We start from the raw sequence: 14,953 nt of genomic DNA, 5'->3' as shown, positions 1-14,953 counted from the left end.
GCAAGCCCGCTCCCACAGGGTCAGCGCAAGACATGAATTTTGTGTGATGTGTCCCCCAGGTTTTCGGTGGGGGGTTTGGGGGGGCCGTTGGCCCTTGACTGTTGGTTAAACATGGAGAGACCGGGATGGTATTTTCATCCAACGTGTTCCTGTTTTTGTTCCTGCCGATCTTTCTCGGCATGTACTACTTGAGCGGAATACGCTATCGCAACCTGCTGCTGCTGATCGCCAGCTACGTGTTCTATGCCTGGTGGCGTGTGGACTTCCTTGCGCTGTTCGCAGCCGTCACGCTGTGGAACTACTGGATTGGCCTCAAAGTCGGTGCCGCAGGCGTCCGGACCAAACCGGCCCAACGCTGGCTGCTGCTCGGCGTGGCAGTCGACTTGTGCATCCTCGGCTACTTCAAGTACGCCAACTTCGGCGTCGACAGCATCAACGCGATGATGACCTCGGTCGGTCTGTCGCCGTTCATCCTGACCCACGTGCTGTTGCCGATCGGGATCTCGTTCTACATCTTCGAGTCCATCAGCTACATCATCGACGTCTACCGTGGTGACACGCCGGCAACCCGCAACCTGATCGACTTTGCCGCCTTCGTGGCGATCTTCCCGCACTTGATCGCCGGCCCGGTGTTGCGTTTTCGCGACCTTGCCGACCAGTTCAACAACCGCACCCACACCCTCGACAAGTTCTCCGAAGGTGCCACGCGGTTCATGCAGGGTTTCATCAAGAAGGTGTTCATTGCCGACACCCTCGCGGTGGTGGCCGACCATTGCTTCGCCTTGCAGAACCCGACCACGGGCGATGCCTGGCTCGGCGCCCTCGCCTACACCGCGCAGTTGTATTTCGACTTCTCCGGCTACAGCGACATGGCCATCGGCCTGGGCTTGATGATGGGTTTCCGCTTCATGGAAAACTTCAAGCAGCCGTACATCAGTCAGTCGATCACCGAGTTCTGGCGTCGCTGGCACATCAGCCTGTCCACCTGGTTGCGTGACTACCTGTACATCACGCTGGGCGGTAACCGCAAAGGCACGATGATGACCTATCGCAACCTGTTCCTGACCATGCTGCTCGGTGGTCTGTGGCACGGCGCGAACATCACCTACATCGTCTGGGGTGCGTGGCACGGCATGTGGCTGGCGATTGAAAAAGCGCTGGGCCTGAACACCTCGCCGCGCAGCATCAACCCGATCCGCTGGGCGCTGACTTTCCTGCTCGTGGTCATGGGCTGGGTGATCTTCCGTTCGGAAAACCTGCACGTCGCCGGTCGTATGTACGGCGCGATGTTCAGCTTCGGTGAATGGTCGCTGTCGGAACTCAACCAGGCCAGCCTCACCGGCCTGCAAGTGGCGACCCTGGTGGTGGCTTACATGACCCTGGCGTTCTTCGGCATCCGCGATTTCTACAGCAACCTGCCGCCTGAGAAGACCAAGCCTGTGGTCAACGTCGAGGCCGATGGCCCGGCCGCCGCTACACCGGGAATGATCAAAGCCGTACCGGGCGACAACCCGACCAGCATCCACGAGCCTGGCTACACCGTCGGCGTTGAAGCCACCGTGCAACCGGCCTACTGGACGGCGGACTGGTCCCGTTACGTGATGCGCACGCTGGTCCTGGTGCTGTTCATCGCCTCGATTTTCAAACTCTCGGCGCAAAGCTTCTCGCCGTTCCTTTACTTCCAGTTCTGAGGGATCTGACCATGACCCGCTCATTACGTATCTTCTACATCGCCCTGTTCATGGTGACCCTGCTGGTGCTGGGCCTGTGGTCGACGCGCAGCTTCCTCGGGTTCAGCACCAACGCCGATGCGACAGTGCTCAATGGCCGCTGGGCCAAAGCCGTGGAAACGCACTACGACGAAGAGTTCCCGATCAAGCGCCTGGGCACCAACCTTTGGGCCGCGCTGGATTTCAAACTGTTCAACGAAGGTCGTCCGGGCGTCGTGCTCGGCCGCGATCAATGGCTGTACAGCGATGAAGAATTCAACCCGATCGTCAACGAAGAGTTGAACCTGCAAGGCAACTACGCGCTCGTAGAAGGCGTACGCCAGGAACTCAAGGCCAAAGGCGTGAAACTGGTGATGGCGATCGTGCCAGCCAAGACTCGCCTGTACCCGGAACACCTGGGCGAAGTGAAGCCTTCGAGCATTCACGCCAACCTCTATGAAGACTTCCACGCTCGTGTGGCAGCCAACAAGATCATTGCACCCGACCTGTTCGGCCCGATGTTGAAAGCCAAGCTCGACGGTCAGCAAGTGTTCCTGCGCACCGACACTCACTGGACCCCGGAAGGCGCACAAATCGCCGCCGAGACCCTGGCCAAGACCATTGCCGAAAAAACCCCGCTGAGCGGCGAGCCGCAACACTTCGTCACTACCCCTGCGGAGAAGGTCACGCACAAGGGCGACCTGCGGTTGTTCCTGCCGCTGGACCCGCTGTTCGAAAACCTGATGCCGAAGACCGAACCGTTGCAAAAGCGCAACACCGTGGTCGCGCAAGACCAGGCTGCCGGTGATGACGCGCTGTTCGCCAACACTGAAGTGCCGGTGGCCCTGATCGGCACCAGCTACAGCGCCAACCCCAACTGGAACTTCGTCGGTGCGCTGAAACAAGCGCTGAACAGCGACGTGGTCAATTACGCCGAAGACGGCCACGGCCCGATTCTGCCGATGCTCAGCTACCTGAAAAGCGATGCTTTCAAGAACAGCCCGCCACAGGTGCTGATCTGGGAGTTTCCTGAACGTTATCTGCCTGTGAACAACGAAATCGGCGACGCCGACCCGCAGTGGGTCGCAGAGCTCAAAGAAGCTGGTGCTCGCCAACAAAACGTAGCCGCAAACACTAAATCCGAGACGCCCGACCGGGCGCAAAACTGAAAGAGAGAGGTACTACCATGACTTTCACTACTACTCCTCGCCGTCTCGCCAAGACCTTCGCACTTGTTGCTGGCATGAGCGTGTTGTCGATGTCCGCCTTCGCTGGCGACGCTGCACTCTACGGCCCGACTGCACCAAAAGGTTCGAGCTTCGTGCGTGTCTACAACGCCGGTAACGCTGAAGTCAGCGCCACCGTCGGCAGCACCAACCTGGCCGAAGTCGCGCCACTGTCCAGCACCGACTTCAGCTTCATGCCGGGCGGCGACTACAGCGCCAAGGTCGGCAGCCAGACCCTGCCGGTGAAACTGGCTGGCGATCACTATTACACCCTGGTCAACAACGCCAGCGGCGCGCCACAACTGATCGAAGAGCCGCCGTTCAAGAACAAGCAGAAATCCCTGGTTCGCGTACAGAACCTCAGCGACAAGGCCCTGACCCTGAAAACCGCTGACGGCAAGACTGAAGTGGTTCCGTCCGTAGCGGCCAAGGGCCGTGGCGAGCGTGAAATCAACCCGGTCAAAGTCAGCCTGGCCCTGTATGACGGCGCGACCAAAGTCGGCGACGTGAAACCGGTTGCCCTGGAACGCGGTGAAGCTGCCGTGCTGTACGTCACCGGTAAAGGCAGCAGCCTGTCGCCAGTCTGGGTAAAACGCCCGGTTTCGACGCGCTAATACATTTGCTGGATTGACCCGTTCCCATGTGGGAGCGGGCTTGCTCGCGAAAGCGGTCTGACATCCACCCATGATGTCGACTGATACACCGCCTTCGCGAGCAAGCCCGCTCCCACAGTGGACCGAGGTGTCATCCGGACACGGAACAAGAACAAGAGTGAAACGACAGAACGCAGTAGCTCTGACCCATACGATTTTCAAGGAGTAACAACATGATTCCGGTGATCTTGTCAGGTGGTAGCGGCTCACGTCTTTGGCCGCTTTCCCGTAAGCAGTTCCCTAAACAGTTCCTCGCCCTGACCGGCGAACACACGCTGTTCCAGCAAACCCTGGAACGCCTGGTGTTTGAAGGCATGGACACCCCGATCGTGGTCTGCAACAAAGACCACCGCTTCATCGTCAACGAGCAGTTGACCAACCGTAAACTGGAAACCCAGCGCATCCTGATGGAACCGTTCGGCCGCAACACTGCGCCGGCCGTGGCCCTGACTGCGATGATGCTGGTCAATGAAGGTCGTGACGAGTTGATGCTGGTGCTGCCGGCCGACCACGTACTGGAAGACCAGAAAGCCTTGCAACGCGCGCTGGCCCTGGCCACCGTCGCTGCCGAAAACGGCGAAATGGTGCTGTTCGGCGTCCCGGCCACTAAACCGGAAACCGGCTACGGCTACATCAAGTCCACCAATGACTCGCTGCTGCCCGAAGGCGTCAGCCGCGTCTCGCACTTCGTCGAAAAACCGGACGTGAAACGCGCCACCGAGTTCGTCCAGTCCGGCGGTTACTTCTGGAACAGCGGCATGTTCCTGTTCCGCGCCAGCCGCTTCCTGGAAGAGCTGAAAAAACACGATCCGGACATCTACGACACCTGCCTGCTGACGCTTGAGCGCAGCGAACAGGACGCCGACACCGTCACCATCGACGAAGCCACCTTCGCCTGCTGCCCGGACAATTCCATCGACTACTCGGTGATGGAAAAAACCCAGCGCGCCTGCGTCGTGCCGCTGACCGCCGGCTGGAGCGATGTCGGTTGCTGGGCGTCGCTGTGGGAAGTGAACGACAAAGACGCCAACGGTAACGTCACCAAAGGCGACGTGGTCATTCAGGACAGCAAAAACTGCATGATCCACGGCAACGGCAAACTGGTGTCGGTGATCGGCCTGGAAAACATCGTGGTCGTCGAAACCAAGGACGCCATGATGATCGCCCACAAGGACTCGGTCCAAGGCGTGAAACAAATGGTCAACACCCTCAACGAACAGGGCCGCACCGAAACCCAGAACCACTGCGAAGTCTATCGTCCGTGGGGCTCCTACGACTCGGTCGACATGGGCGGCCGTTTCCAGGTCAAGCACATCTCGGTCAAGCCGGGCGCGTGCCTGTCGCTGCAAATGCACCACCACCGCGCCGAACACTGGATCGTGGTCAGCGGCACCGCCGAAGTGACCTGCGACGAAAATGTGTTCCTGCTCTGCGAAAACCAGTCGACCTACATCCCGATCGCTTCGGTTCACCGTCTGCGCAACCCGGGCAAGATTCCACTCGAGATCATCGAAGTGCAATCGGGCAGCTACCTGGGCGAAGACGATATCGAGCGGTTTGAAGATATCTACGGTCGCTCCACCCCGATCGAACGCGGCGTGTCGGTGAAAACCATCGCGCAGTAAGCGTTAAGCAAAACGAGAAGCCCCCGTCTGACCCGCTGCGTTTTCCCTATCCGCAGCGGGTTGGGCGGGGGCTTTTTTTATCTGGATTTTATGTTGCCTCGGCTGGCCTCATCGCGAGCAAGCTCGCTTGTATGTTTAGACTTGAAGGGGTGGGCGGGACTAAAAGCTCGATTCCGACTCTTGCCAGTACGGACCGTGGGAGACTTCTCGTCCCGCCCTTTCTACCCAAAGCGCCGATAAGGAATTCATCGGTACAACCGACGATAGAGGCAAGCCAGCGCAAGGGTAAACCCCGACAAGCACCTAAACCCTAGCTCCGAGGATTCGTCATGACAATCCTTACTTCACCAACGGTGATTGGTATCGATGTGGCCAAGGCCGAAATCGTGGCTTACCGCGAAGACCTGAAAACCACTCAACACATCAACAACGACCGTGAGGCTCTTGGCCGTTGGCTCAAAATGCTGCCTGCGCAAAGCTCAATTGCCCTGGAAGCCACCAGCATTTACCACTTGGACACGGTTGAACTGGCCCATGAAATGGGGCACCGGGTTTACGTGGTGGATGCTTATCGGCTGAGCCATTACCGCGAAAGCATTGGCCAGCGGGCGAAAACCGACCCTTGTGACGCGCGCCTTCTGGCGCGTTACCTGAGCAGTGAACAGCAGCGGCTGCGCGTCTGGAGTCCACCTCCGCAGGACTACAAGGTGTTGAAAAGTCTGCTGCATCGACGCGCAGAACTGGTCAACTTGCGTGTGAGTCTCACGCTGAGCTGGTCGAGCGAACTGCTCTTGAACGATGAGCTGGCCCGGCTGTTGAAGTCCCTCAAACAATCTGAACAGGCCATTCAGAAGTTACTGTTCAAAGTCAGTAAAAGGGCCGGCATTACCGAAAACATCAAGCGCTGCAAAGCCATTGAGGGGATTGGTGATCTGACGGCTATCGGCTTGGCGACCGCTTTCATGCGCGGCCACTTCGCCAGCGGCGATGCGTTCATTGCCTTTTTGGGAATGGACTTGAGGCCCAAAGACTCCGGGAAAAAGAACAGCCCCCGTCGCCTGAGCAAAAAAGGCGATACAGAGTTACGGCGTCTGGCTCACAACGCGGCAATGGCGGCTTGCAGGTCTCTCACCTGGAAACCGTTCTATGAATCCTATCTGGCCAGAGGCCTGGCCAAAACCCAAGCCCTGGTCATCCTCGCTCGCAAGCTGTGCCGGGTGGCATTCGCGCTCATGAAAAACCAGAGCGAATACCAGCCGAATTTGAGGCAGCAGGGTTCCCCTGCAACATAGAATCTCCCACAGGGTTTTCGGTCAGCCACAGATCTTGGGGTCGATTCCGGTCCACTGTGTAAGCGAGCTTGCTCGCGATGAGGCGAGTCAGAACACCGCCAACATCAAGCCATCGCCACCTTCCGTACGCTTAGGTAGGATGACCTTCTCCCTTCCCGAGGTTTTGCGTCATGTTCATCGGCGTCCTGCTGGTCATTACCTGGCTGATCCTGTTGCTGCGCTACCCGGCCAAGGCATTACCTGTTTCTGTGGCGGCCGCCATTGGCCTGGGCCTGGTGGCCACGTGGGTGATCTGGATGGACAGTCGCGAGGTCAAGCAACTGGCGCGCCTGGAGTTGCGCATCATCTACGCGCCCGAGCACTGCCCGGCGGACCGCCCGTTGCAGCTGACCATGAACAATGGCAACGATGTGCCGCTGACCGAGTTGCGCTGGCGCGTTGCCGCATACGCGCCGGGCGATACGGTCAATCTGGCCGACAATCAATACGCCGCTCCGCGCTATCGCGGCCCCGGCGAACTGCAGGCCGGCGCCAATTGGGAAGACTGCTTGCCCCTGCCGCCGTTACGCCCCGGCTATCGCCCGCAAACCCTGGAGTTTCGCGCCGAGCGTTTGCAGGGTAGTTTCTCCGACTGATCCCACTACTTCTTTTTGCACAAGGACCGCGCCATGCCCGTTGCGTTGATTACCGGTTGCTCCAGCGGCATTGGCCGCGCCCTCGCCGATGTGTTCAAAGGCGCCGGCTACGAAGTCTGGGCCAGCGCCCGCAAGGCTGAAGACGTGGCGGTCCTGGCCGCCGCCGGTTTCACTGCCATCCAACTGGACGTCAATGACGGCGAGGCCCTTGAACAGTTGAGCGAGCAGATCAACCAGCAACATGGCGGCCTCGACGTGTTGATCAACAATGCCGGTTACGGCGCCATGGGCCCGCTGCTCGACGGCGGGGTGCCGGCGATGCAGCGGCAGTTCGAAACCAATGTGTTTGCGATTATCGGAGTGACACGCGCGCTGTTTCCGGTGCTGCGTCGTGCCAAGGGGTTGGTGGTCAACATCGGCAGCGTTTCCGGGGTATTGGTCACGCCGTTTGCCGGCGCGTATTGCGCTTCGAAAGCCGCTGTCCATGCGTTAAGCGATGCGTTGCGCATGGAGCTGGCGCCGTTTGGTGTGCGCGTGATGGAAGTGCAGCCGGGCGCCATCGCCTCGAGTTTTGCCAAGAATGCCGGGCATGAGGCAGAGCAATTGATTACTGAACAGTCGCCGTGGTGGCCGTTGCGTGAAGGCATTCGCGCGCGCGCCAAGGCGTCTCAGGACAAACCGACGCCGGCCAGTGAATTTGCCGTTGGTTTGCTCAAGGCTGTGCAGCAAGACAAACCACCACGGATGATTCGTCTGGGCAATGGCAGCCGGGCGTTGCCGTTGTTGGCGGGGTTGCTGCCGAAAGGGTTGCTGGAGGCGGGGTTGATGAAGCGGTTCGGGCTTAAGGGGCAACTGTAGGACCGCGTTATCGTTCTTCGCGGGCAAGCCTCGCTCCTACAGGTTCGCGTCGTTCGCAATATTTGCCCATCCCTGTAGGAGCGAGGCTTGCCCGCGAAGACGTCAGACCAGACGCTGCAAAAACTCAGGAAACAACCATGACCGACTACACCGAATACTTCGACGAAGTGATCCAGGCCCATGTCGCCATCGAACAATGGCTGGCCGAGGACCAGGACGAGTCCGCGCTTGAACGCCTGCTGACGCGTTTTTCGCCACAGTTTTCCATGGTCTCGCCGTTGGGCCGGGTACTGGATTTCGAGGCGTTGAACGAGTTGTTCCTGCTGGCGGGCGGAAGGAAGCTCGGTTTCAGGATTGAACTCAGCGATTTACGGGGTATCGCGCTGTACGACGGCGGCGCGGTGGTGAGTTATCGCGAGCAGCAGACGGATGCGACGGGCCTGCACTCCGATCGCCGGTCGACAGTGGTGTTTGAGAAACAGACCGGTGGCAAGGTGGTCTGGCGGCATTTGCATGAGACGTTTTGCAAGGGCTGAAACGGTCGCCTTTTGTCGCGAGGGAGCTTGCTCACGCTGGGTAGCGAAGCGGCCCCCAAACGGGAGCAAGCTCCCTCGCAACAGGGTTACTCGCCAGCCGCCGATTTAACGACGACGGTACACGTAATCCCCGCCGCCAGCAGCACCCCCTCTGGCACTTCATCAATGTGAATCCGAACCGGCACTCGTTGCGCCAGGCGCACCCAGTTGAACGTCGGGTTCACGTCCGCGATCAACTCGCGACTTTCCGGGTTGTCCCGGTCGTAGATGCCGCGAGAAATGCTTTCCACATGCCCCTTCAATACTTCGCCGCTCATCAACTGCATGTCGGCTTTATCGCCCACCCGCACGTGCGGCAGTTTGGTTTCTTCGAAGAAGCCATAGACCCAGAACGAGTTCATATCGACCACGGCCATTTTCGCTTCGCCGATGCGCGCGTAATCGCCGCGATGCACCTTCAGGTTGGTGACGTAGCCGTCCACCGCAGCGCGGACCTCGGTGCGTTTGAGGTTCAGTTCGGCCGCTTCCAGTTGCGCCTGGGCATGCTGGTAATCGGCCAGGGCCGAGTCGGCAATGTTGCTGGCGTCGTCGCGGTTTTCCTTGGAGATCACCAACGCATCCATGTCGGCGCGGCGATGGGCGTTGACCTTGCGCATCTCCCACGTCGACTTGCGTGAAGCCACCAGTGCCTGCGCCTGTTTGACCGCGATGCGGTAGTGCTCGGGGTCGATGCGCATCAGCAAATCGCCCTTCTTCACCAACTGGTTGTCGCGCACCGGCACCTCCACCACTTCGCCGGTGACGTCGGCGGCGACATTGATGATGTCGGCGCGCACCCGACCGTCGCGGGTCCACGGCGTGTCCATGTAATGCACCCACAGGGTGCGGCCGATCCATATCGCGAGGGCCAGCACCAACAGAGTGGCGAGCAGGCTGAAAAGCTTTTTCATGGGGAGCGTTCTCAACGGTAGACAGTCAGCGCCAGGGCGCCGAACAGACAGGTAAACAGGCTCAGGCGCAGCAACGCCGGGTGCCAGAAAAAACGGTACAGGTCGAACCCGGACAGAAACCGGTCCAGCGCCCAGGCCAGCGCCGCGGCGATGAAAAACATCAGCGTCATGGTCGGCATGTACACGCCGTGGAAGGCGATTTCACGAGGCATGTTCAAGTCCTTGCGGAGGGGTTGTTGCGTAGGCGCTGAGCGGTGATTGCGGGTCGAGCAACGAGGTGCGGATGAAGTGCAGGTAGCTCTTCACCCGGCGCAAAGCGGAAGTGTCGAAGTGCGGCGCAAACGGTTCGTCGGTGGCCTGCACACGACTGATCGCATGGTCGACTGCGATCAATCCACGCTCCAGATTGCTCTGGCTCGGTTGCAGAAACAGCCGCACCAGCGAGCGGCCCATCACGCGGATCGCCTGGCGCCACGGCTGGGATTCGGCATAAGCCGGATGCACCGGCAGAATCGCCTGTTCCTTGCGCAATTCGATGATCGCGTGGCCGACTTCCAGCACCACAAACATCCAGCGCAGCAGGTCCCGTTGCACCTGCGGCTGACCTGCCGCGAGGCCGTAAGCCTGGTGCAGCAAATCCCGGGTCCGGCTTTCGAAACTCGATGCCAGGCCCTTGAGTTTTCCGCTGATCGCGTACACCACTTGCCCGCGCAAATCCTGCTCGAGCCGGCGCCATAACCAGCGGCTGTTCGGCGGCAGAATGATCGCCCCGGCCGCCGCGCACACCAGCATGCCGAGCACCATCGCGATGTAGTCGTTGATGAAGGCGTAAGGGTTGTAGACGGTGAGGTTGTCCGGCACTGAACCGGTGCTGAAGAAGATCAGCAAGCCGAGGCCGACACCGGCATATTGCGGGCGCGAGGTGAGGAACGAGCCGAGCACGATCACCGGTGCGAGCATCACGCACAGCAAGGGAAAACCGTCGATCCACGGGAAGATGAAAAACATCTCGACGAAGCCGATCAGCGCACCGAGGAAAGTGCCGCACGCCATCTGAAAGGCCATGCGTTTCGGGTTTGGCGTCGCGGCGGACAGGCCGACGGTGGCCGCGGCGATCAAGGTCATCGTCGCCCCGCTCGGCCACGCCGTCGCCACCCAGTAACTGCCCAGCACCACCAAAATGAATGCCGCACGAATCCCCGAAGCGGCGGATGCCATCCAGTTGGTTTGCGGGGTGAACGGCTCGTCCCATTGCTCCCGCGCATGGCTGTGATCGGCCAGCGAGGCGTGGGTCTGCGCATAACTGTGCAACTCGTCGACGAAGCGATAAAGCAGTTCGTAGGCGGTGTGGAAATCGAGCTGCTCGGCGTCGCTCGGCTCGCTCTCCTGAAAGGTTGCCCGCAGGCTGCGAACCCGCGCCGGCAGGTTCTCCTTGTAGGTCGCCAACGCGCTGGCCAGGCGTGCGGCGTCGGGGCTGGTCAAGGCGCGACCGCTGAAACCGTCGAGCAATTCGGCCAGGTCCTGCAGCCCCGGTTTGATCGCCGCCACCACATGATCGGTGCCGCTGCTGCGCAGGCGTTCGAGCAACTGGTGCAAGGCGTTGAACCGCGTGGTGATGCCCATGAACTCGCTGTTCAGGCGACTCAGTCGGCCGTTGCGCCGACGCATGTGCGGGTCTTCGAACACGGTGACGCTGCGCAGCCCTTCCAGCCCGACCGCTTCGGCAATGAAGCGCACGTTACTGGCTTCGAACGCCTCCCGTTTGCTGCGACCACGCAGGCCATCGGTGACGAACAAGGCGAACACGCCGAAGCGCTGATACAAGGCGTTGCGCATCGCCGCGCTGGCGGTTTGCGGCAGGATCGCGGCGCTGACCACGGTGGCGCAGAGAATCCCCAGGGAGATTTCCAGCACCCGCCAGACCGCCGCCATGAATGCGCCGTCCGGGTGGGCCAACGCTGGCAATCCGACCATCGCGGCGGTGTACCCGGCGAGTACAAAACCGTAGGCGCGAAAGTTGCGATAACGCGCGGCGCCGGCCGAGCAGATGCCCACCCAGATCGCCAGCGAGCCGAGGAACAGTTCGGTGTTTTGCGCGAACAAGGCAATCAGCGCGACCATCACCGCCGACCCGGCCAGGGTGCCGAGAAAGCGGTAAAAACTCTTGGCGAACACCTGTCCGCTTTGCGGTTGCATGACGATGAACACGGTGATCATCGCCGTGCGCGGTTGCGGCAATTCCAGACGCATCGCCAGCCACAGGGTCAGGAACGCGGCGAACAGCACCTTGAAAATGTAAACCCAGGTCACGCCATCGCTGCGCGCCCAGTCGAAGAAACCCCGGCGCCATTCTAGGGAATACAGCCAGCGCAGAGGTGCGGGCAAGGGAGTCATGAAATCCTGCTCATTGGTCGAAGGTTATGCGGTGAGAACTCGGTCCCTGTGGGAGCGGGCTTGCTCGCGAAGACGGAGTGTCAGTCAATGCAGATGGCGCCTGACACAGCGCTTTCGCGAGCAAGCCCGCTCCCACAGGGGTCCGTGTTCAATTCGAGAGGGTCTTAAGCAGTGCCGGGGTTTTGGGTGCCTGGGTCTGGCTGTCCTTCGGCACATCATTTCCTGCACCCAGCCCACCGCCCAAAGCCGTAACCAGTTCAGCATGCGCACTCAGCCGTGCCGCCTGAACCTGCTGCTGAACCTGCTGCTGCTTGAACAACAAGGTCTGCGCATTAAGCACGTTGAGGTAATCGGTGAGCCCTCGCTGATACGCGATCATCGCGATGTCGTAGGTCTTCTGCGCAGTGGCCACGGACTCGGCGGCGAAGGTTTGCTGCTTGTCCATCGACTCGCGGCGGATCAACTGGTCGGAGATGTTTTTCAGCGCATTGACCAGCGTCTGGTTGTACCGGGCCACGGCAATGTCATACCCCGCCGAGGCTTCGCCCAGCTCCGAACGCAAACGCCCGCCGTCGAAGATCGGCAACGAGATCGCCGGGCCGACGCTGTAGTTGAGTTTCTTGCCGGTCAAAAACTCCAGCGCCCCGCCGCCGGTGGCCATGTAGCCGAGGCTGCCGACCAGATCGACGTTTGGGTAGAAACCTGCGTGAGCGACATCGATACCCCGCGCCTGGGCCGCGACTTGCCAGCGGCTGGCGACCACGTCCGGGCGTTGCCCGAGCAATTGCGCGGGCAGCGACGATGGCAGTTTCAGCGGCGCGGCCAACGACAGCGTCGGCCGCTGCAACTGCGCGCCCTCGCCCGGGCCTTTCCCTGCGAGGGCAGCAAGCTGGTTACGGCTTAGGGCGATTTCTTCGTCCAGCGCATCGATCTGGCGATGGGTTTCCGGCAGCGGCGTTTGCGCCTGACTGACTTCGAAATGGGTACCGATGCCGCCGTTCAGGCGTTTTTGCGCGAGGTCGAGAATCTGCTGCTGTTGGTTCATGGTCGCTTCGACAATGTCCCGTTGCGCGTAATGCAACGACAGTTCGATGTAGGCGCGCACGATGTTGTTCTGCAATTCGAGCTGGGCCAGACGCGCTTCGGCGGCCGTCATGTGCGCCATGTCCAGGGCACGCTCGGTGGCGTTGCTTTCGCGGCCCCAGAGGTCGAGGGCGTAGCTGAAACCCAGCGCGGCGTTGTTGTCCCAGGTCGTCGTATTGGCCAACTCGCCCGGCCCGTAGAACTGATCGGTCGGCCAATTGTGGCGCTTGAGGGTGGATTCGCCATTGATCTGCAACGACTCGGCGGACTCGGCGATGCCGGCCATGGACTTGGCCTGTCGCACCCGCGCGGCGGCCATGGCCATGGTCGGGCTGCCTTGCACGGCGAGGTCGATCCAGCGGTTCAGTTGCGGGTCGCCATAGGCCTGCCACCATTGCGCGGTGGGCCAGTGAGCGTCCTGCGCGGCGCTCTGGATGGCTTCGTCGGTGGCCAGTGAATTGGCCTCCAGTGCCTTGCCTTGCGGGGCAATACCTCCGGTTCCGATGCAGCCGCTGAGGGTCAGGGTTAAAGCCAAAACACTGAGCGTCTGTAGCGCTCTGCTGATGCGACGCGGCACTGCTGCGATTTCCTGAACTGAGGGAGATCCCCTGTAGGAGCTGTCGAGTGAAACGAGGCTGCGATCTTTTGATGTTGCCTTTAAAAGCAAAGATCAAAAGATCGCAGCCTCGTTTCACTCGACAGCTCCTACAAAGGTGGGCGCAATTCTAGGGGTGGGTCTTATTGGCGATAAGCTGGGAATCCTGTGAATCTTTGTTACCGTTAACGCGATAATCCCTTGGTCGGGGTCACTGCCCCCGTAACTTCGTGTCACAATTTGCCATCGCACCCGAGAGCACCCCATGGACACTTTGCAAAATATGCGCGCCTTCAGTTACGTGGCCGAGGCCGGCAGCTTCACCGCCGCCGCCGTGCAACTGGACACCACCACGGCCAACGTCTCGCGCGCGGTCTCCAACCTGGAAGCCCACCTGCAAACCCGCCTGCTCAACCGCACCACCCGCCGCATCGCCCTGACCGAAGCCGGCAAGCGCTACCTGTTGCGCTGCGAGCAGATCCTGGCCTACGTCGAAGAAGCCGAAGCCGAGGCCAGCGACGCCCATGCGCGCCCGGCCGGTCAGCTGAAAGTGCACACCATGACCGGCATCGGTCAGCACTTCGTCATCGACGCCATCGCCCGCTATCGCAAAACCCACCCCGACGTGACCTTCGACCTGACCATGGCCAACCGTGTGCCGGACTTGCTCGACGAGGGTTACGACGTGTCCATCGTGCTGGCCAGCGAACTGCCGGACTCGGGCTTCGTCTCCCAGCGCCTGGGCATCACCTACAGCATCGTCTGCGCCTCGCCCGCTTATGTGAAAGCCAACGGCTGCGCGCACAAACCCAGCGACCTGCTCAACCACGCGTGCCTGCGCCTGGTGAGCCCGGTGATCCCGCTGGAGAAATGGACTTTCGACGGTCCGGAAGGCCAGGAAATGGTCACCATCAACAGTTCGCCGTTCCTGGTGAACTCGGCGGATGCAATGAAAACCGCGATCATCAGCGGCATGGGCGTCGGCGTGTTGCCGGTGTACGCGGCGATCGAAGGATTGCGCAACGGCACGCTGGTGCGGGTGATGCCGAACTACCGCTCGCAGGAACTGAACCTGTATGCGATCTATCCGTCGCGGCAGTATCTGGATGCGAAGATCAAAACGTGGGTCGAGTACTTGCGCGGGTCGTTGCCGGAGATATTGGCGGCGCATCAGGCGGAATTGGTGGCGTATGAATTGAGTGGGAGTCTGGGCGGGGTTCGGGTGGCGAACTGATTTCACGGTCCTACAGACGCGGTGATTTTGGGGAATGTTTCCGACGGGTTCTGTCGGTTGTTGGGTCGGACGGGAAATGGGTAGGCTTTGTGGGTCGCTGCAAAATCAGCGGCCAGGCTTGGAAACCTGATATTCCCATCACAGCACATGGCATACTGCGGCG

13 protein-coding genes are annotated in these 14,953 nt (G+C 60.6%); 9 read left to right on the top strand and 4 right to left on the bottom strand.

From position 1 onward, the window contains the following. Positions 1–125 precede the first annotated feature (125 nt). The 8 genes from ACA049_RS04955 (at position 126) to ACA049_RS04920 (ending at position 8,534) form a co-directional block, all read left to right on the top strand. Positions 126–1,691 carry an MBOAT family O-acyltransferase gene (locus ACA049_RS04955; protein WP_497333579.1) on the top strand — a complete coding sequence of 522 codons (1,566 nt, stop codon included), beginning with the start codon at positions 126–128 and terminating at the stop codon, positions 1,689–1,691. A gap of 11 nt (positions 1,692–1,702) precedes the next feature. Next, the gene (locus tag ACA049_RS04950; protein WP_497333577.1) at positions 1,703–2,878 is read left to right on the top strand and encodes an alginate O-acetyltransferase; all 1,176 of its coding nucleotides are present in this window, start codon (positions 1,703–1,705) and stop codon (positions 2,876–2,878) included. Positions 2,879–2,895: 17 nt separating this feature from the next. Then, positions 2,896–3,549, top strand: a complete 654-nt coding sequence (locus ACA049_RS04945) for an alginate O-acetyltransferase AlgF (protein WP_042932354.1) — start codon at positions 2,896–2,898, stop codon at positions 3,547–3,549. A 212-nt stretch (positions 3,550–3,761) separates the two neighbouring features. Further along, entirely contained in the window at positions 3,762–5,213 is a 1,452-nt protein-coding gene (locus tag ACA049_RS04940) for a mannose-1-phosphate guanylyltransferase/mannose-6-phosphate isomerase (protein ID WP_497333575.1), read from the top strand. A 329-nt stretch (positions 5,214–5,542) separates the two neighbouring features. After that, positions 5,543–6,505, top strand: a complete 963-nt coding sequence (locus tag ACA049_RS04935; RefSeq protein WP_497331004.1) for an IS110 family transposase — start codon at positions 5,543–5,545, stop codon at positions 6,503–6,505. A 170-nt stretch (positions 6,506–6,675) separates the two neighbouring features. Continuing rightward, positions 6,676–7,140 (top strand): multidrug transporter, encoded by a 465-nt coding sequence (locus ACA049_RS04930; RefSeq protein ID WP_497333573.1) that lies wholly within the window; start codon positions 6,676–6,678, stop codon positions 7,138–7,140. Between the two features lie 33 nt (positions 7,141–7,173). Further along, positions 7,174–7,998 carry an SDR family oxidoreductase gene (locus ACA049_RS04925; RefSeq protein ID WP_497333571.1) on the top strand — a complete coding sequence of 275 codons (825 nt, stop codon included), beginning with the start codon at positions 7,174–7,176 and terminating at the stop codon, positions 7,996–7,998. Positions 7,999–8,135: 137 nt separating this feature from the next. Next, positions 8,136–8,534, top strand: coding sequence for a DUF4440 domain-containing protein (locus ACA049_RS04920; protein WP_497333569.1), 399 nt, complete (start codon positions 8,136–8,138; stop codon positions 8,532–8,534). Positions 8,535–8,620: 86 nt separating this feature from the next. Here ACA049_RS04920 and ACA049_RS04915 read toward each other — a convergent pair whose 3' ends face one another. The 4 genes from ACA049_RS04915 to ACA049_RS04900 all read right to left on the bottom strand — a co-directional run bounded on the left by ACA049_RS04915 (position 8,621) and on the right by ACA049_RS04900 (position 13,538). Then, positions 8,621–9,484 (bottom strand): efflux RND transporter periplasmic adaptor subunit, encoded by an 864-nt coding sequence (locus tag ACA049_RS04915; protein WP_497333567.1) that lies wholly within the window; start codon positions 9,482–9,484, stop codon positions 8,621–8,623. 11 nt (positions 9,485–9,495) lie between these two features. After that, positions 9,496–9,696, bottom strand: a complete 201-nt coding sequence (locus ACA049_RS04910) for a DUF1656 domain-containing protein (RefSeq protein WP_007896379.1) — start codon at positions 9,694–9,696, stop codon at positions 9,496–9,498. Next, positions 9,686–11,878, bottom strand: a complete 2,193-nt coding sequence (locus ACA049_RS04905) for an FUSC family protein (RefSeq protein WP_497333565.1) — start codon at positions 11,876–11,878, stop codon at positions 9,686–9,688. Before ACA049_RS04905 ends, ACA049_RS04910 begins: the two co-directional genes overlap by 11 nt. A gap of 148 nt (positions 11,879–12,026) precedes the next feature. Continuing rightward, complete coding sequence (locus ACA049_RS04900) at positions 12,027–13,538, bottom strand: efflux transporter outer membrane subunit (RefSeq protein ID WP_497333563.1); 1,512 nt, start codon at positions 13,536–13,538, stop codon at positions 12,027–12,029. A gap of 283 nt (positions 13,539–13,821) precedes the next feature. Here ACA049_RS04900 and ACA049_RS04895 point away from each other — a divergent pair, with 283 nt between their 5' ends. Continuing rightward, positions 13,822–14,790, top strand: a complete 969-nt coding sequence (locus ACA049_RS04895) for a LysR family transcriptional regulator (protein ID WP_010463147.1) — start codon at positions 13,822–13,824, stop codon at positions 14,788–14,790. Positions 14,791–14,953: the final 163 nt, after the last annotated feature.

This window comes from Pseudomonas sp. LBUM1662 (assembly GCF_059695915.1).
This window is presented reverse-complemented; position numbering and strand designations above follow the sequence as displayed.